Origin of the sequence: Pseudomonas sp. CAM1A (genome assembly GCF_047501685.1) — a bacterium.
Taxonomy (GTDB): Bacteria; Pseudomonadota; Gammaproteobacteria; order Pseudomonadales; family Pseudomonadaceae; genus Aquipseudomonas.
Genome location: NZ_JBFNXP010000002.1, coordinates 491946 through 515560 on the forward strand (window position 1 = coordinate 491946; position 23615 = coordinate 515560).

Genomic DNA, 23615 nt, shown 5'->3' on the forward strand with positions numbered 1-23615 from the left:
GAGGTACAGGCGTGCGCAAACTGGCGGTGGTAATGGCGGTGTTGGCCCTGGCGGGCTGTAACAACGAGGTCGAAGGCGTGCACAAGCAGGTGGCCGAACACCTGAATAACCCCAAGACGGCCAAGTTCGCCAACGTGCGCTTCGACACTCAGGGCTCCATCTGCGGCCAGGTGCGTGGCAAGGACGATGCCGGTCAGTACGAGGCTTATCGCAGCTACGTGGCGATCAAGCACGATGGCCAGTACGAGATCCTCATCGACAAGACCGGCAACAACCTGCGTATCCGCGAAGTCTGCGGTGGCGCCGACCTGCAGCGCCGCGCCGAGGCGCTGGCCGACCAGCCGGCGCCAGAAGGTTGGGACGTGGAGGTGATTCAGGGGCCGAACATGGGCGCCCTGACCGACATGACCGCACGCCTGATCGAAAAGGGCATCCCGTCCTGGGTCGAGTACCGCGATGGCAAGCCGGTGGTGCTGATGGGGCCGTTCCCGGCCAAGGTCGAGGCCGATGCGCGCAAGGCCGAGGTGATGGCCAAGCTGGGCACCGACTCGATTGTCATCCAGCACGGCGTCAAGCGCTGACTTTTACCCGCACCTGCCAGGCTCGGCGCTGGGCAGGTATCAGCTAGAACGCGGGCTTGCCTCGCGTTCGGCACCGATGTCCTCGAACACGCTGATCAGATGTTCCGGCTGTCCGTCGGCGCGGCGCTCCAGCGAGGTGCGTGCCCGCACCCAGAGGTAGTGCCCGTCCTTGTGGCGCACACGCTTTTGCACTTCGTATCGTTCGATCTCGCCGGCCAGCATGCGCCGCAGCAGCGCCAGGTTATCCGGCAGGTCGTCGGGGTGGGTGAGCTGCTGGAACGTCGTGCCGTACAGCTCGTCCTCACGGTAACCCAGCAGTTCGCAAAGGCTGCCGTTGACCCGCTGCCAGCTGCCATCCGGGTCGATGTAGGCCAGCGCGCCCCAGGCCAGCTCGAAGATGGTGCGAAAACGCGCCTCGCTCTGGCGCAATTCCTCTTCGGCCACCTTGCGCTCGGTGTTGTCCATGCTGATGCCGACCATCTTCACCGGGCGCCCGGCACTGTCGCTCAGCACCGTGGCGCGTGAGGCGATCCAGCGTTGGTCGCCGTCGGGGCGGGTGATGCGAAAGTCGCACTCGCAGCCGGTGCCGTCGGCCACGGCCTGGGCATACATGCCCTGCATGTGGCTGGCGTCCTCGGGGTGGATGTGCTCCCAGAAGTCCTCGTTGCGCCGTAGTGGCCAGCCATACACCGCCTCGACGTTGGGCGAGTAGGTCACTTCGTCGGTGAGCAGGTTCCATTCCCAGGTGACGATGCGCGCTCCCTCCTGGGCCAGCTTCATGCGCGTCTCGCTCTCCATGATCTCGGCGGTGTAGCGGCGGCGCACGTCGGTCATCGGCAGCTCGACCACTTCGGCCTGCTGCACGCTGTGCAGGGCCTCTTCGCCGTAGCGCAGCCAGATCCAGTTGACCTTCAGCAGGTCGGCCAGCTTGCGCAGGTTGGTGTAGTCGATCTCACCACCGCGGGTCCACTTGTGTACCGCCGTGCGCGAGATCCCCAAGGCCGTGCCCACCGCCTGCAGGGTCAGCTTGTGGTGTTCGAGCAGTTCCTTGAGGCGAAAGGCGAAGCTGTTTTCCGTCATGGGTGCTGGATCCTTGGGCGTGGACGAGGCGTTCAGTATACCTGAGCTGTCAACTTCAGGTTGACAGCGCGGTTGCCGCGCCCGACGGCGCCGGTTAACGTGGCGCCTGACCATTCACGACAGGGATGCACCGCATGAGCCGATCACTGGAACTCAACCGCGCCAGTTGGAATGAACGGGCGCCACTGCACGCCGCCTCGAAGGACTACGAGGTCGAACGCTTTGTCGCCGAACCCGGCCACCTGTCCGAGGTGGTGCGGTTCGACCTGCCGCGCCTGGGCGATATCCATGGCCTGCGCGCGGCGCACCTGCAATGCCATATCGGTACCGACACCTTGTCGCTGGCGCGCCTGGGTGCGGATGTCTGTGGCCTGGACTTCTCAGCCGCCTCGCTGGCCCAGGCGCGGGACCTGGCCGAACGTTGCGGCGCTGGCATCGCCTATGTCGAAGCGGACGTCTACCAGGCGGCACAGGTGCTGCCCGCCGGTAGTTTCGATCTGGTCTACACCGGTATCGGCGCGCTGTGCTGGCTGCCGAGTATCGAGCGCTGGGCGCAGGCAGTGGCGACTTTGCTCAAGCCGGGCGGACGCCTGTTCCTGCGCGATGGCCACCCGATGCTGATGGCGGTCAACGAAGACCATGAGGACCGTTTGCAGCTGGAGTATCCGTACTTCGAGCGCGAGGCGCCCACCGTGTGGATCAGCGACCAGACCTACGTCGACACCGAGCAGGCCCTGACCCAGACCGAAACCCATGAGTGGAACCATGGCCTCGGCGAGGTGATCACCGCGCTGTTGCGCAACGGTCTGCGCATTACTGCCCTGGAGGAGCACCAGAGCATTCCCTGGGAGGCCTTGCCTGGGCAGATGGCGTTGGGTGATGACGGCGAGTGGCGTCTGGTCGAGGCGCCCTGGCGATTGCCGCTGAGCTACACGCTGCAGGCGATAAAGGGGTAGATGGCGGACTTTGCGTGAACGCGAGTCGTGGGAGCGGGCTTGCCCCGCGATAGGGCCGCTATTGCAATCGCGGGGCAAGCCCGCTCCCACGAAACCCGCGCTATTTCAGCCAGGGTCCGCCGTCCTCAGGAGAGGAACCCGCCGTCCACATTGAGCGCGGTGCCGGTGGTATAGCTGGAGGCGTCGCTGGCCAGGTACAGCACCGCCCCGGCCATCTCGCTCGGGTCGGCCACGCGCTTGAGCGGGATCTGCTGCAACGCGGCATTGCGGATGCTGTCGTTCTTCACCAGCGCCGAGGCGAACTTGGTGTCGGTCAGACCCGGCAGCAGGGCGTTGCAGCGGATGCCGAACTGCGCGCACTCCTTGGCAAACACCTTGGTCATGTTGATCACGGCCGCCTTGGTCACCGAGTAGATGCCCTGGAACAGCCCTGGCGAGACACCGTTTATCGAGGCCACATTGATGATGCTGCCGCCGCCGTGCTCGCGCATCAACTTGCCGGCTTCCACCGACATGAAGAAATAACCGCGGATGTTGACGTCGGCGGTCTTCTGGAAGGCGCCCAGGTCAGTGTCCAGCACATTGCAGAACTGCGGGTTGGTGGCGGCGTTGTTGACCAGGATGTCGAGGCGGCCGAACTGTTCGCGGATGCCGGCGAACACCTGCTGGATCTGCTCCATCTCGCCAATATGGCAGGCCACTGCGGTGGCCTTGCCGCCGGCGGCGACGATCGCCTCGGCCACCTGTTGGCAGCCGTCGAGTTTGCGGCTGGAGACGATCACATGCGCACCCTGCTGTGCCAGCAAATGGGCGATGGCTTCACCGATGCCACGGCTGGCACCGGAAACGAAGGCGATCTTGCCGTCGAGGTCGAACAGGTGGGTCTTGGACATTCGGGTATTCCTTGTTATGGGCCGGGTTACAGGCTGGATTTGCCGATCAGTTGCAGGCTCATGTGCTCCAGCAGCTTGTTCATGTGGATGAACTGGGCGAAGCGTTTGTCCTGGGTCTGGCCGTGGAAGAAGCGGTAGTAGATCTGCTGGACGATGCCGGCCAGGCGGAACAGGCCGTAGCAATAATAGAAGTCGAAGTTGTCGATACGGATACCGGCGCGCTCGGCGTAGTAGTCGACAAACTGCTGGCGGGTCAGCATGCCTGGCGCATTGCTCGGCTGGCGACGCATCAGCTGTACTGGCGCAGGGTCGCCGGCCTCGATCCAGTAGGCCAGGCTGTTGCCCAGGTCCATCAGCGGATCGCCGATGGTGGCCATTTCCCAGTCCAGCACGCCGATGATGCGCATCGGGTTGGCGCTGTCGAGGATCACATTGTCGAAGCGGTAGTCGTTATGCACGATGCCCGGGTGCGGATGGTCGGCGGGCATTTTCTCGCGCAGCCAGGCGATCACCTGCTCCCAGCGCGGTGCGTCGGGGGTCAGGGCTTTTTCATAGCGGCTGGCCCAGCCTTCGATCTGGCGCTGCACATAACCTTCCGGCTTGCCCAGGTCGGCCAGGCCGCATGCCTGGTAGTCCACCTGGTGCAGCTCGACCAGGCGATCGATGAAGCTTTTGCACAGCGCCTCGGTACGGCCGGCGTCCAGGTCGAGTTCGGCGGGGATGTCCGAGCGCAGGATGATGCCGTTGACCCGCTCCATCACATAGAACTCGCCGCCGATCAGCGCTTCATCGGTGCAGTGCACGTAGGCCTTGGGGCAGTAGGGGAACCCGGCATTGAGCTGGTTGAGGATGCGGAATTCGCGACCCATGTCGTGGGCCGACTTGGCCTTGTGGCCGAATGGCGGGCGGCGCAGGACGAATTCCTTGCCCGGGTAGGCCACCAGGTAGGTCAGGTTCGAGGCGCCACCCGGAAACTGGCTGATGGTCGGGCTGCCCTGCAGGCCAGGTATATGCCCCTTGAGGTACGGATCGATGACGGCCGCGTCGAGTTCTTCGCCGGGGCGTACCTGGGTGGACTGGTCGGTGAGCGTCATGCGATTCCCTTATGATCTATAGCAAGGACTATTGGCTAATCTAATTTCCTGTCGAAGCTGGTACAAGCGTGCCAGACGCTTATTGGCCTGGGTGTTGCCGGGCGATCAATGGCCCTGATGGACGGTTTTGCGCGGGCGAAAAAAAACCGAAGCGCATCAGGCTTCGGTCTTTTTCATTCGCGATCTACCGCGCCAATCAGGCCGGGAACAGCTCGCTGAGTTTCATCGACAGCATCATGTCGCCTTCGACGCGCAGCTTGCCGCCCATGAAGGCCTGCATGCCGTCGGTGTCACCGCTGACGATGCCCTTGAGGGTTTCGCTGTCCATTACCAGGGTGCAGTTGGCGTCGGCGTTCTCGCCTTCCTGGATCTCGCAGGTACCGTCCTTGACCAGCAGGGCGTAGTGCTTGTCTTCGTCGGTGATGTTGAAGCCGAACACCAGGTCCAGGCCGGCGGCAGCTGCAGGGTTGAATTTTGCCTTCATCGCCTCGACGGCTTTAGCTACATCGCTCATGGTGTATTCCTTGTTAAGTGATATTCGCGTCCGCAAGGACACAACAGACCGGGCTCATCGGTAGGTGACGAGCTCCGGCAACCGCAACAGCCGCACATGGGCTTGGCTGTTGAAGGAAGCCAGGGTGACGTCGCGGCCACGGAACTTGAGGTGGCTGAGCGACGTGTTGATGATCTGCCAGTTCAGGGTGAATGCCTGAGCCGGCGTGATTCCGCTTACCAGGTGGAGCAGGGCGGCGATGGTGCCGCCGGAAGTGAACAGGGCAATGTTGTCGCCGCTGGCGGCGCTGTCGAGCAGACGCCCCAGGCCATCGCTGACCCGGCCAGTGAAGGACTGCCAGGTTTCCAGGTGCTCGTCGTGGTCGTGGTCGCCGTCGTGCCAGCGCTGCACCATCAGGGCGAACAGGCGCTGGAACTCGCTGCGGTGTTGGGCACAGTTGCGCAGTACATGCAGGGCTTCGGGCTCTTCAGGCAGCAGGCGCGGGAGCAGGGCGCGAATCACGCCATCGGCGTCGAACTCGTTGAAGGCCGCATCGGTCTCAATGGCCGGGACCGGGTTGCCATGGGCATGCAGCGCGTCCAGCGCCAGGCGGGCGGTGTCCTGCTGGCGGCGCAAGGTGCCGGCCACGCAACGGTCCAGGCGCAGGCCCAGTTGGGCCAGGTGCTCACCCAGCGCCTGGCTCTGACGTTCGCCCACAGGCGACAGCACGTCGTAGTCAGCGGCACCAAAGGAGGCTTGGCCATGTCGGATCAGGTAGAGATTGCCCACGTTGAAGTCCGGCCCGGTTGGAGGTTGCTGCGAGGTTAGGTTGCCCCAGGCGGGCTGTCAACGAAAAAACATACAAGCGTTTGAAAAGGTCGTTTGAACTGTGTTGCCAGCATTTTCACCGGCTGGCAGTGGCTCTGGCGCCCCGGTATGCTTGCATCCAGTTCGCGCCCTTGCGGCGCTGGTTTATCAAGGAGTCAATGTGGAGTTTCTTGCCGAATACGCAAGCTTTCTCGCCAAAACCGCCACCCTGGTGATCGCCATCCTGGTGGTGCTGTCGGCCATCGCCGGCCTGCGTGGCAAAGGGCGGCGCAAGCCGGGCGGGCAGTTGCAGGTCACCCGCCTCAACGAGTTCTACAAGGAGCTGCGCGAGCGCCTGGAATCGGGCCTGCTCGACAAGGCCCAGCTCAAGGCTGTGCGCAAGCAGCAGGCCAAGGCAGAAAAACAGCAGAAGAAAAAGCCCGAGGACAAGCGCCGGGTGTTCGTCCTCGATTTCGACGGCGACATCAAGGCCTCGGCCACCGAGAGCCTGCGCAACGAGATCACCGCGCTGCTGACCCTGGCCACCCCGCGTGACGAGGTGGTGCTGCGCCTGGAGAGCGGCGGCGGTATGGTGCACAGCTACGGCCTGGCGGCTTCGCAGCTGGCGCGTATCCGCGAGGCCGGCATCCCGCTGACCATCTGCATCGACAAGGTCGCCGCCAGCGGCGGCTACATGATGGCCTGCATTGGCGAGAAGATTGTCAGTGCACCGTTCGCGATACTGGGCTCGATCGGCGTGGTGGCGCAGATGCCCAACCTCAATCGCCTGTTGAAGAAGCACGACATCGATTTCGAGGTGCTCACCGCTGGCGAATACAAGCGTACCCTGACCGTGTTTGGCGAAAACACCGACAAGGGCCGGGAGAAGTTCCAGGAAGACCTGGACATCACCCATCAGCTGTTCAAGGACTTCGTCGCCCGCTACCGCCCGCAGTTGCACATCGACGAAGTGGCGACCGGCGAGGTCTGGCTCGGCATCGCTGCGCTCAATCGCCAACTGGTCGATGAACTGGGCACCAGCGACGAGTACCTGAGCCGCAGCGCCCGCGAGGCCAATGTGTTCCACCTGCGCTTCGCCGAGCGCAAGAGCCTGCAGGAGCGCATTGGCGTGGCCGCCAGCGGGGCGGTGGAGAACACCCTGGTCAGCTTGTGGAGCAAACTCGGGCGTCTGCGCTAACACCTTGAACCCCTTGAAGATTTTTTTCTTCAAGGGGGTTGCAAGGTCCATCGAATGCCGACATAATGGCCTCCATCGAAACGCAGCTGACTTGAAAAAGCCCAGCGGTTTCAAGGAGATAGCGAAAGCTGACTCCGACTTTGAGGCCGAGTAGCAAAGTGGTTATGCTCCGGATTGCAAATCCGTCTACGCCGGTTCGATTCCGACCTCGGCCTCCATATTCGAAAGCCCCGCAGATTAACGTCTGCGGGGTTTTTCTTTGCGCGCAGAAAATGCCAAGAGTTCCGAAACAAAAGGCATGGAGTTCCGAAACTTCAGCCCTTTGAAGGCTTGGCGATCGCTCCGACACGGCGGTACACCCGCTTCGTGATGTCCTCCTTGGAGTGGCCAATCCACTCAAGCACGGTGGATGCGTCGAAGTTCACTGAATAAAAACTTCAGAATACTGGTTGAATATACAGTACTCATGTGGCATAATTTCCTACATCAGCGACAGGTCTGAGGTTGGTGAAACCTCGTCACCCCTGATCTTCGCCAGAGGACCTCGAGTCTCGAACCATCGCCCATGAGCGCCATACGCCCAATACAGAGGCCTGAACTTAAATCAGCTCAGTAACGGAGTTTAAAATGGACAACGCAAACTCGGCGTCTCAAACCTTGCAAGATCTTTGGACTCAAGTAGACCCGGTGGAGAACACCGGCATGCTTAGGCGCGTGGTTTTTGCGCAAGGCAAGTTTTATGCGGCTGGTGGCAACGGTCTTCCCACAACCACTCAGCTCATCAGCGGAGACGCAACTGGTACAGCGTGGACCAAGCTTAAGGGCGCCGTCACCTCTGATAGCGGAAAGGTCCTCAACGAGCTGTACTGGAACGGTCTTGGGACAACGCTTCAAGGCCTTTCTCAATCCGGCAATGTGGTCCACGGCAGCATTGCACGCCCTTTAAGGGATTGGACAGACCTTACGGCAGCTGCTCGCGCGTATGTAGACTTGCATGGCATTGTGTATTATCAGCCAATTTACGGCGACATCGCGACCTGGATACTGGTTGGGTCTAACGGTAAAGTCTTTTCCCGTTATGAGGATTGGTCAGGCACGGTGGAGCGCACTACGACCTTCACTTCTAGCGAGACTGTGTACTGCGTCAACGTCATTGGCGTTTTTGTGTTGATTGCGGGATCGAATGGGAAGCTGCTTAGCGCTGTGAAGATGCCAACGGGTAATCCGCAATCATTCGCGACCAGAACCAGCACCTTCGGCACTAGCACCATCCTTTCCATGAAGCTTTGCAACGGGAAAATGTTTATCGTTGGTGCGGATGGCAAGATGGCATATTCATCCGATGGGCTTAGCTGGACTGCTGTTGAAGATACCAGTTTCGGTGGAACCATCATCCGCGACATTGCTTACGGTAATGGCAAGTATGTAGCTGTCGGCGACGGCGGCAAGACAGCCGTTTCCGAGGATGGGATCGGCTGGGTTCAGCAAGCCAACACTTTCGCAGGAACCGATATCCGGAGCGTCGCCTACGGCAACGGCAATTTTGTAGCTGTTGGTGCAGCCGGCAAGATTGCTTACTGGACTCCATGATCGTCTATCTCCTTGCGTAATAGAGCCCAGCCGTCGCGCTGGGCTTTTTCATTTCTGATTCAGGCTCGCCACAGCCAGGGTGGCCCTTCGGGGGATGCCTGGACGCGGATAAGCCGGTAGTGCCGCGCATCACGAAAAACACCGAGCAGCCCGCAGACCGGTTCCATCATGTTTTATCGGGGGATGCGCAGGACGTGCGGCGAGACTGGTTCAGTTGGGTGCCAGCGCTGCAAGCCCATTGGCGGACAAGCTGGAAGATTGGCAAAACCCCGCAGAGCTGGGGCTGCGGTTTTTTAATGCCTGCGAATTGTTCGTCGCCCCGCCATCTGGGACAATCGTGGGCCACGAAGGAAAGTGTGTGGCCGCCGCTAAATGCGCTGTGATCCTCTACTGGTTATTCAAGGATGAAACGAAATGAAAAAGCTCAAAGAACTGGACGCAGCCGCCACCCGTTACCTGAACAGGTACTCTCGCAAGCAGTTTTTCTCGATGTTCGTTGTGATTACGGCGATCAACTATTGGTGCGCCTACAACATAGAGGGATACAAATCGATCTGGCTGGCAATGATCGGCGGCTGGTTCTTCGGTATGACCTTCGCGCCGTTCCACGCTAAAAAGGGCCAATCCTGAAGGCGGCTACCGGGTAGCATCCGGGGTGAGAGGAAGGGCGGCCAGCGTGGGACAGCAAGCGGCCTGGATCAGCCGCGTCTGCGTAGCCATTCATCCGCAACTTCCTCCATGGTGGCAGGCGCTCCGCTCTTGATCCAGGCCATGAAGGCGCGGTCGAACTTGAAGGCTTCACCACATTCACCGACCAGGAACCGCCGGACCTTCTGTGTGTTCCGATAGTGCCTGTCCAGCGGGGTGGCGCGGGTGATCGGTCCAGCGTGCCAGTCGAAGCTCATCTTTCTTCCCTTGGATGGCTGTGATCCCAGGAGAGTAGCATTGGCGGCGGCTGCGCGGACGCGCCCTGACCTGATGGTCTGCGCCGTCTCATTAAGCCAGGCGGCTTGCCAGAAGCTCGACAAACGCCCGCACCTTGACCGGTCGAAAGCGGGCCGTTGGAAAGACCGCATGGATCTCGCCTCGGGGCAGCGACCACTGCGGCAGCACCTCGATCAGCCGGCCCGCTTGCAGGTCAGGTTCCGCCACATAGTCCGGAAGGACCGATAGCCCGGCCCCGAGTAGCGTGGCTTCGCGCACTGCCAAGGTGGCGTTGAGCGACAGGCTGGCTTTCATCTCCACTGTTTCGCGCTGCGAGGCACCCTTGGCAAATAGCCATCGGGTCGGTTCTCGCAGCGCCAGGTTCGCCACGATCGGCAACTCGGCCAGATCCGCCGGCGCCTGCAGTTTTTCCACTCGCGCTTGCCACTGAGGGCCGGCCACCAACCGTTGCGCAAACTCGCCGATTCGCCGGGCCTGCAGATGTTGCTCGGTTATCCAGCCAACGCGAATGGAAAGGTCCAGATCGTTGGCGCCCAGATCCAGGGTCTGGTCGCTGAAGTGTGCCTCGACCTTGCACTGCGGATATCGCTGCGAGAATGCGGTGATGGCCGGCACCACGACACCGATGCCGTAATCGAAAGGGGCGGTCAGGCGTAGGGTGCCCGTCGGCTCGCTGGCGGCTTCGGACAATTCCTCGAAAGCCTCTTCAGCCTCTTTGAGGATCAATGCACAGCGGTGATAGAACTGTTGGCCCGCCTCGGTGGTGCGGACTTTCCGCGTGCTGCGAACCAGCAGCGTGGTACGACAGTCGCTTTCCAGTCGCGCCACCTGTTGGCTGACCACGGCCTTGGTGATGCCGAGGCGCTCTGCTGCTGCGGTGAAAGAGCCGGTTTCGACCACTGCGGTGAAGTACGCAAGCCTGTTCAGGCTGGAAGCGCCGGTCATTGATATGTCCTTAATGTATGCCAAAAACATACAGTGTGTTTATTTTGTATACGTTTAAATGTCAATTCGCGCGCTATAAGATTCGAGGCATTCCATTCAAGGTGTTTCACTATGAACCAGACCCTGGTTTACCTCTACGATCCACTGTGCGGCTGGTGCTACGGTGCAGGGGGACCGCTGCCTCAGGTTCTCGAATCCACGGGCTTTGCGTTGCGCCTGATACCGACGGGGCTGTTTTCCGGCAGCGGTGCTCGCGCCATGGATGATGACTTTGCGGCCTACGCCTGGAGCAACGACCAGCGTATTGAGCGCCTGACCGGGCAGGTCTTCAGTGAACGCTATCGTGACCAGGTACTCGCCGACCGTCTTCAGGGGTTCGACAGTGGTCCGTCTACCCTGGCGCTCAGCGCAGTGAGCCTGACTTCGCCAGAGCACGAGTTCGAAGCGCTCAAGGCGATTCAGACGGCGCGCTATGTCGATGGCCTGGACGTGACTCGACTGGAGACGTTGACAGCAGTGCTGGCGGACCTGGGTCTGGATGCCGCCGCGCAGCGGCTGACGCGTCCGGATTCGGCCTTGCTGCAGGCCAACGATGATCGTGTGGGGCAGGGGCGTGCCTTGTTGCGTCGCGTGGGCGGTCAAGGTGTGCCGACATTCGTTCTGCAACAAGCGGACGACGCCATGCAGTTGTTACCTGCCAGCGCTATCTTTTCAGATCCTCAGGCCTTCATTCGCGAGCTGAACGTGGGGGTAAAACCATGAGCAGGAGCAACCTGGACATCATCCGAGCCTCTTACGAAGGCTCAGCCGAACAGAATGGCCAGAACCTGCTGGCGGCGCTGGCTGCGGACGTGACCTGGACCGAGGCGGCTGGCTTCCCTTATGCCGGTACCTATGTCGGCCCGCAGGCGATCATGGAGGGTGTGTTCCATCGCCTGGCCACCGAATGGGATGGCTACCAGGCCAAGGTGCATACCTATGTGGCCGAGGACGACCGGGTTGCCGCCTTTGGCGTCTACTCGGGCACCTATCGCAAGACCGGGAAAGCGATGACTGCTACCTTTGCCCATCTGTACCGGATGAACAACGGCAAGATCGTCAGCATGGAGCAATACGTCGACAGTGCGCAGGTCAACGCGGCGCTTATCTGAGCCGTTTCACGGTCGCCGTCGGTTCCAGGCGCAGGCCGCTGCAGGGCGGCCTGCGCCGACTGGCAATTACTTGCCCGAAGCATCCTGCTCGACCACCAGGTCCAGCACATACACTTGCGAAGGGGCGTCGGCTGGCGGGTTTTTCCAGTCGTATTGCTTCACACGCACCACGCTACGCACGCCATCACGGTGCTCGTAACCCTCGATGGACTGGTACAGCGGGTGCCAGTTGTCCTGGGTCGCCAATTGCAGACCAGCGTCGTCATAACGGCGCTCGCGCACTTGCAGGCACTGGTAGTTGGGGATCAGCGGATGGCTGCACTTGACGGTCTTGGCGGCAACTTCCAGGAACTTGGTCTCACCCTTGCTGCCGTAGCGGGTCTCTGGAGTGGCTTCGCCCTGGAACTTCAGTACCGCGCCATCCTGGGTGGTCAATTGCAACACGGGTGCATGGGTTTCGCCGCTGAAGGCTGCGCGCAGATCACCTTTCAACTGGCGTCCGATCTCGGCATCCAGGTCCATCAGGCGCTTGTCGCAGGCCATCATGGTCGAAGCCAGTTGCTGCACCTTCAGGACACCGTTCTGGTAGCTGTAGCCACCGAACTGGTTGTTGCAGCCTCCGCTGATGTTCAGGCGCTGGTCAGCGAAGTTCAGGCGCAACTTGCGCTCGATGCCTGTGGCCAGGGCTGGGATAGGCTTGCCGGCTGCATCGCTGGCCGATGCCAGGTTCCAGTAGTAGGCCGAGAGCTCAGGCTGGGCTGCGGCAGACGCGGTGGTGGCCGGCATGGAAGGCGATCCTTCATGGGAGGTGGAAGCCGGGGTGCAGGCCTGAAGCAGGGCGGCACAGACGGCGACGAGGAGAATATTCTGTTTCATGGTTCGCTCTTTCAGCCTTGAAAAAATATGGGCGGCACCCTCGCAGGCGAGGTGCACGCGCCGGTAAGCCGGGGTTCTCGAGAATGCACCGGGGTTGTCCGACGACAGCTCGAGGTGACCTCTGCGGCGACCGATGGCAATCGGACAGCATCGATCCCGTTCGGTTTCATGGAATGGGTGGTGAGTATGTGTTACGAAATCTTGCTCACGACGTTGGCGGTTTTCGAGCTGATGGCTGTCTTGCCCCTTGAGCCTGCGTGTAAGTCATTCATGGTAGCGGTTGGATGAGCTCGGCGCCCTGGTTGCGTGCATTCCCCACTGCCATGCTGACCCGATACCACTCGAAGCGCTCGGCCGGTTCGCCCAGGCCAAGAGCCATCTGCTCGGCGGCTTCGCTGGGCAGGTCGGGCGCCATCCACGCCACGGCCCGCTGCGCTGACAGCACCACTGGCCTGCGGTCGTGCACATCGACCATGCCGCCTTGGGCGTCGGCAGTGATGATGACGAAGCCGTCGCGTTCATTGCCGGAAAATTCGCCGATGGCCGCGCAGAAGGCAGGGTGACCATCGCGGCGGCGGATGAAATAGGGCTGTTTCTTCGCCGCGCCCTCATCGACCCATTCGAACCAGCCATCCACGGGCACGACGGCGCGGTGGGGCCAGATCGAGCGAAAGTAGGGCCCATGGGCGACCTTTTCGGCCCTGGCATTGATCGGCGTGACAGGGCCGGTGGCCCAATGTGGGCGCCAGCCCCATTTCACCAGGTCGGCCTTGCGGCCGGCAGCCTCCCAGCGCAGTAACGCCACGGGAGTGCCGGGGGCGACGTTGTAGCGCAACAATGCCCCGTCACCCACGGCGTTACGCCAGGCATCCGGCATGCTGAGCGTTTCGACGAATTCATGGATCCCACGGTACTGGCTGAGCCTTCCGCACATCGCAAGCCTCTCCTGCGTACGCAGGTGAAGCATAGATTTCGCGAGGGGCTTGTGCTGCACGCAAAGAAAGGCCCGCTGGGGAGGGCGGGCCAAGTGTTTCACGGATGAGTCGTCAACTTGCCACAGCAGACGTGAAAATGTTGTCAACGACCGAGGCTTGCGCAGGAAGGAAAGCCCAGAAAAAAGAAAACCCGCCAGATTGGCGGGTTGAACAGAACGTATCGAAGCCAGGCCAGTCTGCCTTCTCGAATGTCAGAATTTCGTGAAGATCATTCCGACAGGCTCTCAGTAACCGTTACTGAATTTTTCATTGACCATGCGGCGTGTGACCGCGTAGCAGTCGTGCCCTCAGCCATGCAGGCATTCCAATTGGCTGATCACGCATGTCGAGCCATCCGAGGCTGGGGTGGTCGTACTGAAATCCAACTGGTTGTAAACCCCACCGTGGAAGTTGAACGTATGGCCCTTCCAGCTTGACGTCATGTTCAGCATCCCGCTGCTGCCGGTGCGGCCAGCGCAGGCGGCCGACACCGTAGCGGCGCCCGCCGCAGTGACCTCAATGGTGATGTCGAAAGGCACGCCCAGCGGCACATCGGCCAGGACCGTGCTGCTGGTGGGCGTCACCTGGTTGAAGTCCTGGCGGAAACCGAGGGTGATCTTCCCTTTGTTCCAGAACACTTTGATCGCCGGGCTGTCGTCATCTTTCACATGCATTTGCGCGATCACCACCTTCTGTGCCGAGTTGACCCGCTCCAGCATCATGCGTTGGTGATTGACATGCCGGCCGGCGCTGGCCAGCGTCCAATAGACCGCTTCCTTCCACTCGCAGCGGGTGCGATGGGTGCTCTTGCTCGCCGCCCCCTTGGTTGGCGCGTTCATGCGCACGGCGCCATCGGCCAGGCGGCTGATCACCTGGGGCAGGGTGGCGAGTGCCTGGGCGCCGGTCAATTCCAGCGCCACTGGGTTGCTGGATGACTTCGCCACCGGGGTGGTGATGATCAGGTTGTCGATGTTCACGGTCATGCTGAAAACCTCCTTGATGATAAAGATCCCGCACCGCATGCGAGCCCTGAAAGGGCACTCGGTTCATCGGACGAGGGAGGTCCAGGCAAAAAAAGCCCGCCAGGGCGGCGGGCAAAGAACGTTTTTGAAGGGAGAGCCTGCACTGTGCGCCTGGTCGGTTAAGCCGGGGTTAAGTGCCATGAGGATTGACCCCATGCGCCGATGCGCCTATACAGGCCTGCCGTTGATACCGGAGGCTGTGATGCACGACGAAGACGATCTGCACGAACCTGAGCACGACCATCTGCTCGACCCAGAATTCCACGAGGGCTACGACCCCGAGGCGGATGCCTACGGGGCGCTTGACGAAGTCGAGGAGGACGAAGAATCGCTCGACGACTTCGATGCCGAAGAGGACCACCCGGCCTGGCACGACGACTGCGACGACTGATGTCGACCTGGGGGCTCAGCGGCGGTCGAGGGAGAACCGGCCGGCACCGCTGAGGGCCAGCAGCAACAAGCCGCCAATGATGCTGAGGTTTTTCAGGAACTGGGTCATGTTGGCGCTGCGCTCGGGTTCGACCATGTTCCAGAACGGGTGTCCGATCAGCGCGGTGCCCAGCACGAACAAGGCGAACAGCAAGGCCAGGGGGCGGGTGTAGAACCCCAGGATCAACAGTATGCCGACCAGCAGTTCCATGATCACCGCAATGGCCGCAGCCAGCATTGGGGCCGGAGCGCCCAGGGAGGTCATGTAGCCGACCGTGCCTTCGAACCCGGTCAGTTTGCTCCAGCCCGAGAGCACGAACAGGATCATCAGCAGGATGCGGGCGAGCAGCAGAATGACGTCGCGTTGACCGTCGAGCAGGCTATAGCGCATGGCGGCGCTCCAGTGAACAAGGACAAGTTCCACTCTAGCAGCTGCGCGGCGGATTTCCGGCGGGTACGAAAAAGGCGCCGCAAGGGCGCCTTCATCGACAGAAGATGGTGCGAGTGGCGGGACTCGAACCCGCAAGGCTCACGCCGACAGATTTTAAGTCTGCTGTGTATACCAATTCCACCACACTCGCACGATTGGCTGGCGTGCCATAAGGCAACAGAGCCCAGACAATCAGGCGCGCTTTATAACCCATTGTTATAGAAGCGTCAACCAGCCTAGGGTTCAGGGCTCGATGGCACGCGCGATATCACGCATATCACAGGCGCTATGGCGCAGGTCATTTACGTGCCCGCCCATCGCGTGCGCATCGGCCTGATGAATCGAATGACGCAGGTAACGGACATGGCCGTCCAGCGCCTGGCTCAGTTCATCGAGTTCGCTGGCGCTGCGCATCAGGTCATCCTGCAGCCCTTGCATGCGAAGGTTGGAGGTCATGATGGTTCCTGTGGGATCCGGGGCGCGGGCACTATAGTTCAATTGACAGGGTGCTGCCATTGCGCCACTGTCGCGCATTGGATCCAACCAGGCCTGTTGCCATGTCATCGCTCCCCCCTGGCCCGGACGCGACGCGGCGTATCCGCCCGAAGTTGTTCTGGCGCCTGTTGTTCCTGCTGGTCTGCCTGCTGGCGGCGTTCCTGTATGCGGGCTTCATCAGCCTGGGTGGTTACCTGCTGATGCTCGGCTTCGACCAGGAGACTGCGCAGCCCAGGCGCTTGCTCGCCTTCGCAGGCGCAGCGCTGATCCTGCTGGTGGGGGTGTGGCTGCTCAAGGTGGCGATGCCACGCAAGCTGGTGCCGACCGTGGTGGAGCGCGAGCGCTGACGGTCGTCGCATAAGGTGCAGTGCAGGCTGGACTTTTGACTACGCTCAATATGTCCTTTCGCGGTGCTTGTGGAGCTCGCATGGTTTCGACAGACCGCCCCACCCATTCGGTGATGCCCGAGGCACGCTACGAGCAGTTGGTCCAGGCGGTGGTGGACTACGCCATCTATATGCTCGACCCAACCGGCCATGTGGTTTCCTGGAACGCTGGCGCGCAGCGGATCAAGGGCTACGATGCCGAAGAGGTTATCGGCCAGCATTTCTCGCTGTTCTTCACCGCCCAGGATTGTGCCGACGGCCGCCCGCAGCGCTTGCTGCGCCAGGCACTCGAAGAAGGCAAGGCGCAGGACGAAGGCTGGCGCGTGCGCAAGGACGGCACGCAGTTCTGGGCGCTGGCGGCGCTGGATGTGATTCGCGACGCGCAAGGCGAGGTCATCGGCCTGGCCAAGGTCACCCGCGACATCACTGATCGCCGCGAGTCGGCCCTGCAGCTCGATGCCATGCGTGCGCAATTGTTCCAGGCACAAAAGCTCGAGGCCCTGGGGCAACTCACCGGGGGCCTGGCCCATGACTTCAACAACCTGCTGACCATCATCCTCAGTTCTGCGCGGCTGGCCAGCAGCAGCCAGGACCCGGCACGCGTGAGGCGCTTGCTCGAGCATATCCTCGATGCCGGCCAGCGTGGCACCCAGCTGACTCAGCAACTGCTCAGCTTTGCCCGGCATCGGCAACTGAGCATCACGCGTATCGTGCCTGCCGAGGCGATCGACATCATTTGCGGGCTGGCGGAGCACGCATTGCCCCGGGAAATCGAACTGCTACCCGAGGTACAGCCTGACTTGCCGCTGATCGAGGTGGATGCCGGGCAGTTGCAGATGGTCTTGCTGAACCTGGTTTTCAATGCCCGCGACGCCATTGCCGCTACCGGACAGATCCGCCTGGTGGTCGAAAGTGTGCAGTTGTCCGGGGAGGTGGATGGGTTGTACGGGCAGTTCGTGCGCTTCGATGTGCGTGATGACGGCCAGGGTATCGACCCGCAGGTGCTGCCACGGATCTTCGAGCCATTCTTCACCACCAAGGCTTTCGGCAAGGGCACTGGCCTTGGCCTGAGTCAGGCCTATGGCTTCGCCCGGCAGAGCAATGGCGTGATCGAGGTGTCCAGCCGGCTTGGCGAGGGCACCTGCATGAGCTTGTACCTACCAGCCCGGACGGGCCCCGATTCGCTTTCGACCGACGGATAGACAGCCATGGTAGAGCAACTGAAGCGACTGGCCACGGGCATCGAGGGGCTCGATGCGCTGCTCAAAGGTGGGCTGGTGGTCGGCGCCTCTTACATCGTTCAGGGGCATCCCGGCTCGGGCAAGACCATCCTGGCCAACCAGCTGGCGTGCAACCATGTGCGTGAGGGTGGTCGGGTGCTGGTGGCAACGTTGCTCAGCGAGTCCCATGAACGGCTGTTCCAGTACCTGTCGACCCTGAGCTTCTTCGACCCGGCGCTGGTGGGCGACACCATTCAATTCGTCAGCGCATTCGACACCCTCGAGCAGGACGGCCTGGACGCGGTGGTCAGGCTGTTGCGCCAGGAAATTGCCCGGCAGCAGGCCACCTTGCTGATTGTCGACGGGCTGCTCAACGCCCGCTCCAGGGCGGAAACCAGCCTCGACACCAAGAAGTTCGTCTCCGAACTGCAGGGGCATGCGGCGTTCGCCGGCTGCACGCTGCTGCTGCTGACCAGTGCGCGGCTGGACGAGGGTAGCCCCGAGCACACCATGGTCGATGGCGTTATCGAACTTGGCGAGCACCTGGTCGGCAGCACGGCGGTGCGCCATGTCCAGTTGCGCAAGACGCGTGGCAGCGACGCGTTGTCCGGGCGCCACGAATGCCTGATCACGGAGGCCGGGTTGCAGGTCTACCCGCGCCTGGAGTCGCTTTACAGTCGCCCCAGCCAGGCCGGGTCGCAAACCCTGAGCCGGGTCGCCACGGGTGTTGCCGACCTCGATGCCATGCTCGGCGGCGGACTGGCCGAGGCCTCTGTGACTCTGCTGATGGGGCCATCGGGCGTGGGCAAGACAGCGCTGGGCATCGCGTTCCTGGCCGCTTCGACCAAGGCTGCGCCGGGCCTGCATTTCGGTTTCTACGAGACGCCTGCGCGGTTGCGGTTGAAGGCCTGCGCGCTGGGCTTCGACCTGCAGGCACTTGAGCGTGAAGGCGGCGTGCAGCTGAGCTGGCAATCGACCAGCGAAGGCCTGCTGGACCAACTTGGCGCCCAGCTGTTGGCGCAGGTCGCGGCGCTCGGTGCCAGGCGCGTGGTAATCGACAGCCTTGGAGCCTTTGGCCGCCTGGCGCTGGAGCCTGCCCGCCTGAATGCCTTCTTCCGCGCGCTGACCGGTGAGCTGCGCGCCCGTGGCGTGACGGTGCTGCTGACCTGGGAGATGCGCGACATCTTCGGCTCGGAAATCACCGCGCCGGCCCCCGACCTGTCGAGCATCGTCGACAACCTGATACTGATGCGCTTCGCCGAACTCGACGCGCAACTGCACCGCGCCCTGTCGGTGATCAAGGTACGCGACAGCGACCACGACCCTGCTTTGCAGGCACTGAGTCTGGGGCCTCGTGGCATCAGCCTGGCGCGGGCGTTCGACGGTGCCAGTGGCGTGCTCAGTGGCTCGGCGACACCGCCGGGAGATCGCTGATGGGATGAACAGCATCCTGATCGTCGACGACGAGTACCTGATTGCCGATATCCTCGGTTTTGCCCTGGAGGATGAAGGCTACCTGGTCGAAAAGGCGAGCAACGGGCGCAAGGCCCTGGAGGCCTTGAAGGAAAAGCGCGTGGACCTGGTGATCACCGACTACATGATGCCGGTGCTCAATGGCGAGGAGCTGCTGCAGGCCATACGTGAAGAGCTGCAACTGGCGGACCTGCCGGTCATTCTCATGAGCGGCGCCCAGGCCAGCCAGGGCCGGGCCTGCCCGGGGAAGTTCGCGGCGGTGTTCGACAAGCCATTCGACATGGACCGGATGATCGCCACGGTGCGCGAATTGCTGGGCACCTGAGGTTCAGGAGAGGCTCCCCGCATGGGCGGGCAATCGATCAGGCGCATCCGTGCGGCATGATGCGGTTGGCTTGCGGGTTACTCGTCGTTGCTTTTTTCGGGCGCCGGGCTGCCGGCCTGGATCCGCTTGTAGATCTCTTCACGGTGCACCTGGACATCTTTCGGTGCATCGATACCGATCCTCACTTGCATCCCCTTGACGCCCAGAATGGTGACTTTGATGTCATCGTCGATGACGATGCTTTCGCCAACCTTGCGGGTGAGTATCAGCATGTAGTTCTCCTTGGTGATGTAGAAAACCGCCGAGCCAGGTGCTCTGCGGTGGGAGCCTGTCCCTCTTCCTTCTCATTAAAGACGCTTTCGGCGGATAGTAATTCCCCGACAGACAAATTCTGTTGTCGATCTTTAGTTGCAGGCGCCGGTGGGGCTGCGGGGCAACCCCACGGCAAGGTGCTCGGTGGCAAGGATAGGGTGCTTGGCGCCATATGGGAAATTTCTCTGCTCGATGAAGTAAATAGTGACCGTCAATGATCGTCTTGGCGCTCCAGCATCTGCAGGAAACGCAGCAATGCCACTTCCTCGGTTTCCAGGCCCTTGCGCGGACGTGCAAGGGGCAATGCCGAAAGACGGCCAAGGTGGAAGTGCTCGAGCACAGCGGGGTGGATGTAGCAGCGTCGGCACACCGCCGGTGTGTTGCCCAGGCGCGTCGCCACCTGGCGAACGATGGCGGCGACCTGCCGGCGCGCCTCGCTGTCGGGCTCCCAGGCCTGTGGCCTGAGCAGGCTCAGGGCCAGGCTGCTGCCGGCCCAGGTGCGGTAGTCCTTGGCGGTGAAGTCGGCGCCGGTCAGTTGCTGGAGGAACTGGTTGACCTCGGTCGAGCCGATGCCATGGCGTTGCCCCTGGTCGTCCAGGTACTGGAACAAGCTCTGGCCGGGCAGTTCCATGCAGCGCTTGACCAGGCCGGCCAGGCGCCGGTCGGTCAGGGTGACGTTGTGCTCGACGCCGCGCTTGCCGCGGAACTGGAAGCGGATACGGCTGCCCTTGACCTGCACATGGCGGGTGTCGAGGGTGGTCAGCCCGTAGGAGCGGTTGTCGCGCAGGTACTGGCGGTTGCCGATGCGGATCAGCGTGGTGTCGAGCAGGCTGATCACCAGCGCCATGACCTTCTCCCGGCCTAGCCCGGGGCAGGCCAGGTGCGTGTCCAGTTGCTTGCGCAGCCTCGGCAGCACCTCGGCGAAGGCCAGCATGCGCGCGTACTTGTGCTGGTCGCGCAGCTCACGCCATTGCGTGTGGTAGCGGTACTGCTTGCGCCCCCGGGCGTCGCGCCCGGTGGCCTGCAGGTGCCCTTGCGGGTCAGCGCAGATCCACACATCGGTGTACGCCGGCGGGATCACCAGGGCGGCGATGCGCGCCAGGGTCTCTTTATCGCGCACCCGCTGGTTGCCGGCGTCGAAATAGTGGAAGCGGTCGCGCCAGCGCCGGCGGGTCAGGCCGGGCTGGCTGTCATCGACATAGTGCAGGGCGGCAGGCAACGGGCAGTCGGGCATCGGCGCAGTCCATCGAGGGCACTCTTGCTGCAATGGACAGCATCCGCCGCGTCATTGCTCAGCCCAACAGCGCCACCGACTTGATCTGCGCCCACAGCAACTGGCCCGGGCGTACGTCGAGCTGGTCCGCCGAATAGCGCGTGATGCGTGCCAGCAGCGCATTGCCGGCGGCATCCAGGCTGACCAGCACATGGGCCGGGTTGTCCGCAGGGCGGCATTCGCGGACCCGCACCGGCAGGCGGTTGAGGATGCTCGAGGCCCCGTCAGCAGCCAATGCCAGGCTGACGTCCCGGGCCTGGACCTTGAGGCGCAGGGTGCTGCCCACGTGCAAGGCGGGATGGGCGATCCGCAGCAGTTGCCCCTCCGTGCCGGGCAGGCGCAGGTCGAACAGCCCATAATGCGGGTCGTGGCCCACCACCACGCCTTCGAGCACCACCCCGGCATCCTCGCCCTGGGCCAATGGCAGGTCGAGGCGGGCCAGGGTCTGGCCGATCGGCCCGCTGGCCACCGCCTTGCCCTGTTCCAGCAGTACCAGGTGGTCGGCCAGGCGCGCCACTTCGTCCTGGGCATGGCTGACGTAGATCAGCGGGATATCCAGCTCGTCGTGCAGGCGCTCCAGGTACGGGAGGATTTCACGTTTGCGCGCGCTGTCGAGGGCCGCCAGGGGCTCGTCCATCAGCAACAGTCGCGGGCTGCTGAGCAAGGCTCGGGCGATGCCGACCCGTTGTGCCTCGCCGCCGGACAGCGTTGCCGGCTTGCGCGCCAGCAGGTGGCCGATGCCCAGCAACTGGCAGGCCTGCTCCTGGCTGATCTTGCGGTCCTGGGGGGCAATGCGGCGCCAGCCGAACTCCAGGTTGCCTTGCACCGACAGGTGCGGGAACAGGCTGGCCTCTTGGAACACGTAGCCGACCGGGCGCCGGTGTGGTGGGATGAAGTGCCCGCGGGCGCTGTCTTCCCACACCTCGCCATTGATTTCGATGTAGGCGCTGGCGGCCCGTTCCAGGCCGGCCAGGCAGCGCAGGCACGAGGTCTTGCCTGAGCCGGAGTGGCCGAACAGGGCGCTGATGCCGCGGCCGGGCAGCTCCAGGTCGACGTCCAGGGTGAAGTCGTCACGCGCCAGTTTCAGGCGCGCCTGTATCGATGCGTTCATTTCAGCTCCAGCCTGCCTTGCCACGGCGGCCGGCATAGAGCATCAGCAGCACCAGGAACGAGAATACCAGCATGGCTCCGGCCAGCCAGTGGGCCTGGCTGTATTCCATGGCCTCGACGTGATCGAAGATCTGCACCGAGACCACGCGGGTCTTGTCGGGAATGTTGCCACCGATCATCAGCACCACGCCGAACTCGCCGACGGTATGGGCGAAGCCGAGGATGCTGGCGGTAATGAAACCGGGGCGAGCCAGGGGCAGCACCACGTGAACGAAGGTGTCCCACGGGCTGGCGCGCAGCGTCGCGGCCACTTCCAGGGGGCGCTGGCCGATGGCGCCGAAGGCGTTCTGCAGTGGCTGCACCACGAAGGGCATCGAATACACCACCGAGCCGATCACCAACCCGGTGAAGCTGAACACCACGGGGCCCAGGCCCAGGGCCTGGGTGGTCTGGCCGACCCAGCCATGGGGGCCGAGGGCCAGCAGCAGGTAGAAGCCGATTACCGTCGGCGGCAGCACCAGGGGCAGGGCCACCACCGCGCCGATCGGCCCGCGCAGCCAGGAGCGGGTGCGCGCCAGCCACCAGGCGATGGGCGTGCCCAGCACCAGGAGGATGGCGGTGGTGAGGCTGGCCAGCTTGATGGTCAGCCAGATGGCACCCAGGTCACTGGCGTCGAGGGGCATCAGAGCTCATAGCCGTAGGACTTGATCACCGCGGCGGCCTTCGGGCCTTTGAGGTAGTCGACCAGCGCCTTGGCGGCCGGGTTGTCCTTGCCTTTGTTGAGGATCACCGCATCCTGGCGGATCGGGTCATGCAGCTCGGCGGGCACGATCCAGGCCGAGCCTTCGCTGACCTTGCCGTCCTTGTAGATCTGCGACAGCGCGACGAAGCCCAGCTCGGCATTGCCGGTGGAGACGAACTGGAAGGCCTGGGTGATGTTCTGGCCCTCGACGATCTTGGCCTTGGTCGCTTCGGTCAGCTTCAGCTTGTCCAGCACCTGGGTGGCTGCCAGGCCATAGGGCGCGGCCTTGGGGTTGGCGATGGACAGGTGCTTGTACGCGTTCTTCTTCAGCACTTCACCCTTGGCGTCGACATAGCCTGGCTTGGCCGACCACAGCGCCAGGGTGCCGATGGCATAGGTGAAGCGCGAGCCTGCAACGATTTCCTTTTCCTGTTCCAGCTTGGCCGGGGTGCTGTCGTCGGCGGCGAGGAATACCTCGAATGGCGCGCCGTTCTTGATCTGTGCGTAGAACTGGCCGGTGGCGCCGTAGGCAGCGACCAGCTTGTGGCCGGTGTCCTTCTCGAAATCCTTGGCGATGGCCTGGATGGGCGCTGTGAAGTTGGCCGCGACGGCGACCTGGACTTCATCGGCCCAGGCACTGTTGAGGCTGATCAGGCTGGCAAGGGTGCTGGCGGCCAGATAGGGCAAGCGAATACGCATGAAGACGGCTCCTGAGGGATTATCGTTATGGTGCGGAATATATAGCGATAAGCCGTCTGTCGGGAAGGGGCTGCTGTGATTTGCCGTCGGAGGTGGTCTTGCGAGAGCGGCGCACG

At 62.6% G+C, this 23615-nt stretch carries 29 protein-coding genes and 2 tRNA genes; 13 read left to right on the plus strand and 18 right to left on the minus strand.

Going from position 1 to position 23615, the window contains the following annotated elements:
• The first annotated feature begins 11 nt into the window (after positions 1-11).
• Entirely contained in the window at positions 12-581 is a 570-nt protein-coding gene (locus ABZO33_RS06025) for an SPOR domain-containing protein (RefSeq protein WP_414535252.1), read from the plus strand.
• A gap of 39 nt (positions 582-620) precedes the next feature.
• Here the strand turns inward: ABZO33_RS06025 and ABZO33_RS06030 are convergent, their stop codons facing one another.
• Entirely contained in the window at positions 621-1661 is a 1041-nt protein-coding gene (locus tag ABZO33_RS06030; RefSeq protein ID WP_414535253.1) for a PAS domain-containing protein, read from the minus strand.
• 134 nt (positions 1662-1795) lie between these two features.
• Here ABZO33_RS06030 and ABZO33_RS06035 point away from each other — a divergent pair, with 134 nt between their 5' ends.
• On the plus strand, positions 1796-2617 hold the full coding sequence (locus ABZO33_RS06035) for a class I SAM-dependent methyltransferase (RefSeq protein ID WP_414535254.1): 822 nt from the start codon (positions 1796-1798) through the stop codon (positions 2615-2617).
• 125 nt (positions 2618-2742) lie between these two features.
• Here the strand turns inward: ABZO33_RS06035 and ABZO33_RS06040 are convergent, their stop codons facing one another.
• The 4 genes from ABZO33_RS06040 to ABZO33_RS06055 all read right to left on the minus strand — a co-directional run bounded on the left by ABZO33_RS06040 (position 2743) and on the right by ABZO33_RS06055 (position 5886).
• Positions 2743-3510: an SDR family oxidoreductase gene (locus ABZO33_RS06040; protein ID WP_414535255.1), complete on the minus strand. Its 768-nt coding sequence runs from the start codon at positions 3508-3510 to the stop codon at positions 2743-2745.
• A gap of 26 nt (positions 3511-3536) precedes the next feature.
• On the minus strand, positions 3537-4604 hold the full coding sequence (locus tag ABZO33_RS06045; RefSeq protein WP_414535256.1) for a phosphotransferase family protein: 1068 nt from the start codon (positions 4602-4604) through the stop codon (positions 3537-3539).
• Positions 4605-4800: 196 nt separating this feature from the next.
• Positions 4801-5118: an SCP2 sterol-binding domain-containing protein gene (locus ABZO33_RS06050; protein WP_023630010.1), complete on the minus strand. Its 318-nt coding sequence runs from the start codon at positions 5116-5118 to the stop codon at positions 4801-4803.
• 54 nt (positions 5119-5172) lie between these two features.
• Positions 5173-5886 carry a histidine phosphatase family protein gene (locus ABZO33_RS06055; protein ID WP_414535257.1) on the minus strand — a complete coding sequence of 238 codons (714 nt, stop codon included), beginning with the start codon at positions 5884-5886 and terminating at the stop codon, positions 5173-5175.
• A 199-nt stretch (positions 5887-6085) separates the two neighbouring features.
• On the opposite strand from ABZO33_RS06055, the gene sohB reads away from it, so the two are divergent.
• The 4 genes from sohB to ABZO33_RS06075 all read left to right on the plus strand — a co-directional run bounded on the left by sohB (position 6086) and on the right by ABZO33_RS06075 (position 9322).
• Positions 6086-7102: a protease SohB gene (sohB, locus tag ABZO33_RS06060; RefSeq protein ID WP_414535258.1), complete on the plus strand. Its 1017-nt coding sequence runs from the start codon at positions 6086-6088 to the stop codon at positions 7100-7102.
• A gap of 144 nt (positions 7103-7246) precedes the next feature.
• A tRNA-Cys gene (locus ABZO33_RS06065) sits at positions 7247-7320 on the plus strand.
• 409 nt (positions 7321-7729) lie between these two features.
• A complete protein-coding gene (locus ABZO33_RS06070; RefSeq protein ID WP_414535259.1) occupies positions 7730-8692 on the plus strand; it encodes a hypothetical protein in 963 nt (320 codons plus the stop codon).
• Between the two features lie 414 nt (positions 8693-9106).
• Positions 9107-9322, plus strand: coding sequence for a hypothetical protein (locus ABZO33_RS06075; protein WP_414535260.1), 216 nt, complete (start codon positions 9107-9109; stop codon positions 9320-9322).
• Between the two features lie 68 nt (positions 9323-9390).
• Here the strand turns inward: ABZO33_RS06075 and ABZO33_RS06080 are convergent, their stop codons facing one another.
• Together ABZO33_RS06080 and ABZO33_RS06085 are read right to left on the minus strand one after the other, a co-directional pair.
• Positions 9391-9597, minus strand: coding sequence for a DUF6434 domain-containing protein (locus ABZO33_RS06080; RefSeq protein WP_414535261.1), 207 nt, complete (start codon positions 9595-9597; stop codon positions 9391-9393).
• A gap of 91 nt (positions 9598-9688) precedes the next feature.
• Entirely contained in the window at positions 9689-10582 is an 894-nt protein-coding gene (locus ABZO33_RS06085; protein WP_414535262.1) for a LysR family transcriptional regulator, read from the minus strand.
• Between the two features lie 111 nt (positions 10583-10693).
• Here ABZO33_RS06085 and ABZO33_RS06090 point away from each other — a divergent pair, with 111 nt between their 5' ends.
• Both ABZO33_RS06090 and ABZO33_RS06095 read left to right on the plus strand, forming a co-directional pair.
• Complete coding sequence (locus tag ABZO33_RS06090) at positions 10694-11344, plus strand: DsbA family protein (RefSeq protein WP_414535263.1); 651 nt, start codon at positions 10694-10696, stop codon at positions 11342-11344.
• The gene (locus tag ABZO33_RS06095) at positions 11341-11733 is read left to right on the plus strand and encodes a nuclear transport factor 2 family protein (protein ID WP_414535264.1); all 393 of its coding nucleotides are present in this window, start codon (positions 11341-11343) and stop codon (positions 11731-11733) included. The genes ABZO33_RS06090 and ABZO33_RS06095 overlap by 4 nt, the downstream gene beginning before the upstream one ends.
• Before the next feature lie 66 nt (positions 11734-11799).
• On the opposite strand, the gene ABZO33_RS06100 is transcribed toward ABZO33_RS06095, so the two are convergent.
• The 3 genes from ABZO33_RS06100 to ABZO33_RS06110 form a co-directional block, all read right to left on the minus strand.
• Positions 11800-12609: a DUF4377 domain-containing protein gene (locus ABZO33_RS06100; RefSeq protein ID WP_414535265.1), complete on the minus strand. Its 810-nt coding sequence runs from the start codon at positions 12607-12609 to the stop codon at positions 11800-11802.
• Between the two features lie 268 nt (positions 12610-12877).
• Positions 12878-13543 (minus strand): SOS response-associated peptidase, encoded by a 666-nt coding sequence (locus ABZO33_RS06105; RefSeq protein ID WP_414535266.1) that lies wholly within the window; start codon positions 13541-13543, stop codon positions 12878-12880.
• Between the two features lie 348 nt (positions 13544-13891).
• On the minus strand, positions 13892-14566 hold the full coding sequence (locus ABZO33_RS06110; protein WP_414535267.1) for a polysaccharide lyase family 7 protein: 675 nt from the start codon (positions 14564-14566) through the stop codon (positions 13892-13894).
• A gap of 241 nt (positions 14567-14807) precedes the next feature.
• Here ABZO33_RS06110 and ABZO33_RS06115 point away from each other — a divergent pair, with 241 nt between their 5' ends.
• The gene (locus ABZO33_RS06115) at positions 14808-14996 is read left to right on the plus strand and encodes a hypothetical protein (RefSeq protein WP_414535268.1); all 189 of its coding nucleotides are present in this window, start codon (positions 14808-14810) and stop codon (positions 14994-14996) included.
• Positions 14997-15011: 15 nt separating this feature from the next.
• Here ABZO33_RS06115 and ABZO33_RS06120 read toward each other — a convergent pair whose 3' ends face one another.
• The 3 genes from ABZO33_RS06120 to ABZO33_RS06130 form a co-directional block, all read right to left on the minus strand.
• Positions 15012-15425 carry a DoxX family protein gene (locus tag ABZO33_RS06120; protein ID WP_414535269.1) on the minus strand — a complete coding sequence of 138 codons (414 nt, stop codon included), beginning with the start codon at positions 15423-15425 and terminating at the stop codon, positions 15012-15014.
• Positions 15426-15530: 105 nt separating this feature from the next.
• Positions 15531-15615, minus strand: a tRNA-Leu gene (locus tag ABZO33_RS06125).
• 92 nt (positions 15616-15707) lie between these two features.
• Entirely contained in the window at positions 15708-15920 is a 213-nt protein-coding gene (locus ABZO33_RS06130; protein WP_414535270.1) for a hypothetical protein, read from the minus strand.
• A 101-nt stretch (positions 15921-16021) separates the two neighbouring features.
• Between ABZO33_RS06130 and ABZO33_RS06135 the strand changes: the two genes are divergently transcribed.
• The 4 genes from ABZO33_RS06135 to ABZO33_RS06150 all read left to right on the plus strand — a co-directional run bounded on the left by ABZO33_RS06135 (position 16022) and on the right by ABZO33_RS06150 (position 19363).
• Positions 16022-16306, plus strand: a complete 285-nt coding sequence (locus ABZO33_RS06135; protein WP_414535271.1) for a hypothetical protein — start codon at positions 16022-16024, stop codon at positions 16304-16306.
• A gap of 80 nt (positions 16307-16386) precedes the next feature.
• A complete protein-coding gene (locus ABZO33_RS06140) occupies positions 16387-17547 on the plus strand; it encodes a two-component system sensor histidine kinase NtrB (RefSeq protein ID WP_414535272.1) in 1161 nt (386 codons plus the stop codon).
• Positions 17548-17553: 6 nt separating this feature from the next.
• A complete protein-coding gene (locus tag ABZO33_RS06145) occupies positions 17554-18999 on the plus strand; it encodes an ATPase domain-containing protein (RefSeq protein WP_414535273.1) in 1446 nt (481 codons plus the stop codon).
• 4 nt (positions 19000-19003) lie between these two features.
• Positions 19004-19363 (plus strand): response regulator, encoded by a 360-nt coding sequence (locus ABZO33_RS06150; protein ID WP_046856207.1) that lies wholly within the window; start codon positions 19004-19006, stop codon positions 19361-19363.
• Between the two features lie 77 nt (positions 19364-19440).
• Here the strand turns inward: ABZO33_RS06150 and csrA are convergent, their stop codons facing one another.
• The 5 genes from csrA to modA form a co-directional block, all read right to left on the minus strand.
• A complete protein-coding gene (gene csrA / locus ABZO33_RS06155) occupies positions 19441-19635 on the minus strand; it encodes a carbon storage regulator CsrA (protein WP_023628788.1) in 195 nt (64 codons plus the stop codon).
• 251 nt (positions 19636-19886) lie between these two features.
• Positions 19887-20909 carry a DNA topoisomerase IB gene (locus ABZO33_RS06160; RefSeq protein ID WP_414535274.1) on the minus strand — a complete coding sequence of 341 codons (1023 nt, stop codon included), beginning with the start codon at positions 20907-20909 and terminating at the stop codon, positions 19887-19889.
• A gap of 58 nt (positions 20910-20967) precedes the next feature.
• Positions 20968-22059, minus strand: a complete 1092-nt coding sequence (gene modC / locus ABZO33_RS06165; protein ID WP_414535275.1) for a molybdenum ABC transporter ATP-binding protein — start codon at positions 22057-22059, stop codon at positions 20968-20970.
• Position 22060: 1 nt separating this feature from the next.
• Positions 22061-22741: a molybdate ABC transporter permease subunit gene (modB, locus tag ABZO33_RS06170; RefSeq protein ID WP_414535276.1), complete on the minus strand. Its 681-nt coding sequence runs from the start codon at positions 22739-22741 to the stop codon at positions 22061-22063.
• A complete protein-coding gene (modA, locus tag ABZO33_RS06175) occupies positions 22741-23499 on the minus strand; it encodes a molybdate ABC transporter substrate-binding protein (RefSeq protein ID WP_414535277.1) in 759 nt (252 codons plus the stop codon). The genes modB and modA overlap by 1 nt, the downstream gene beginning before the upstream one ends.
• Positions 23500-23615: the final 116 nt, after the last annotated feature.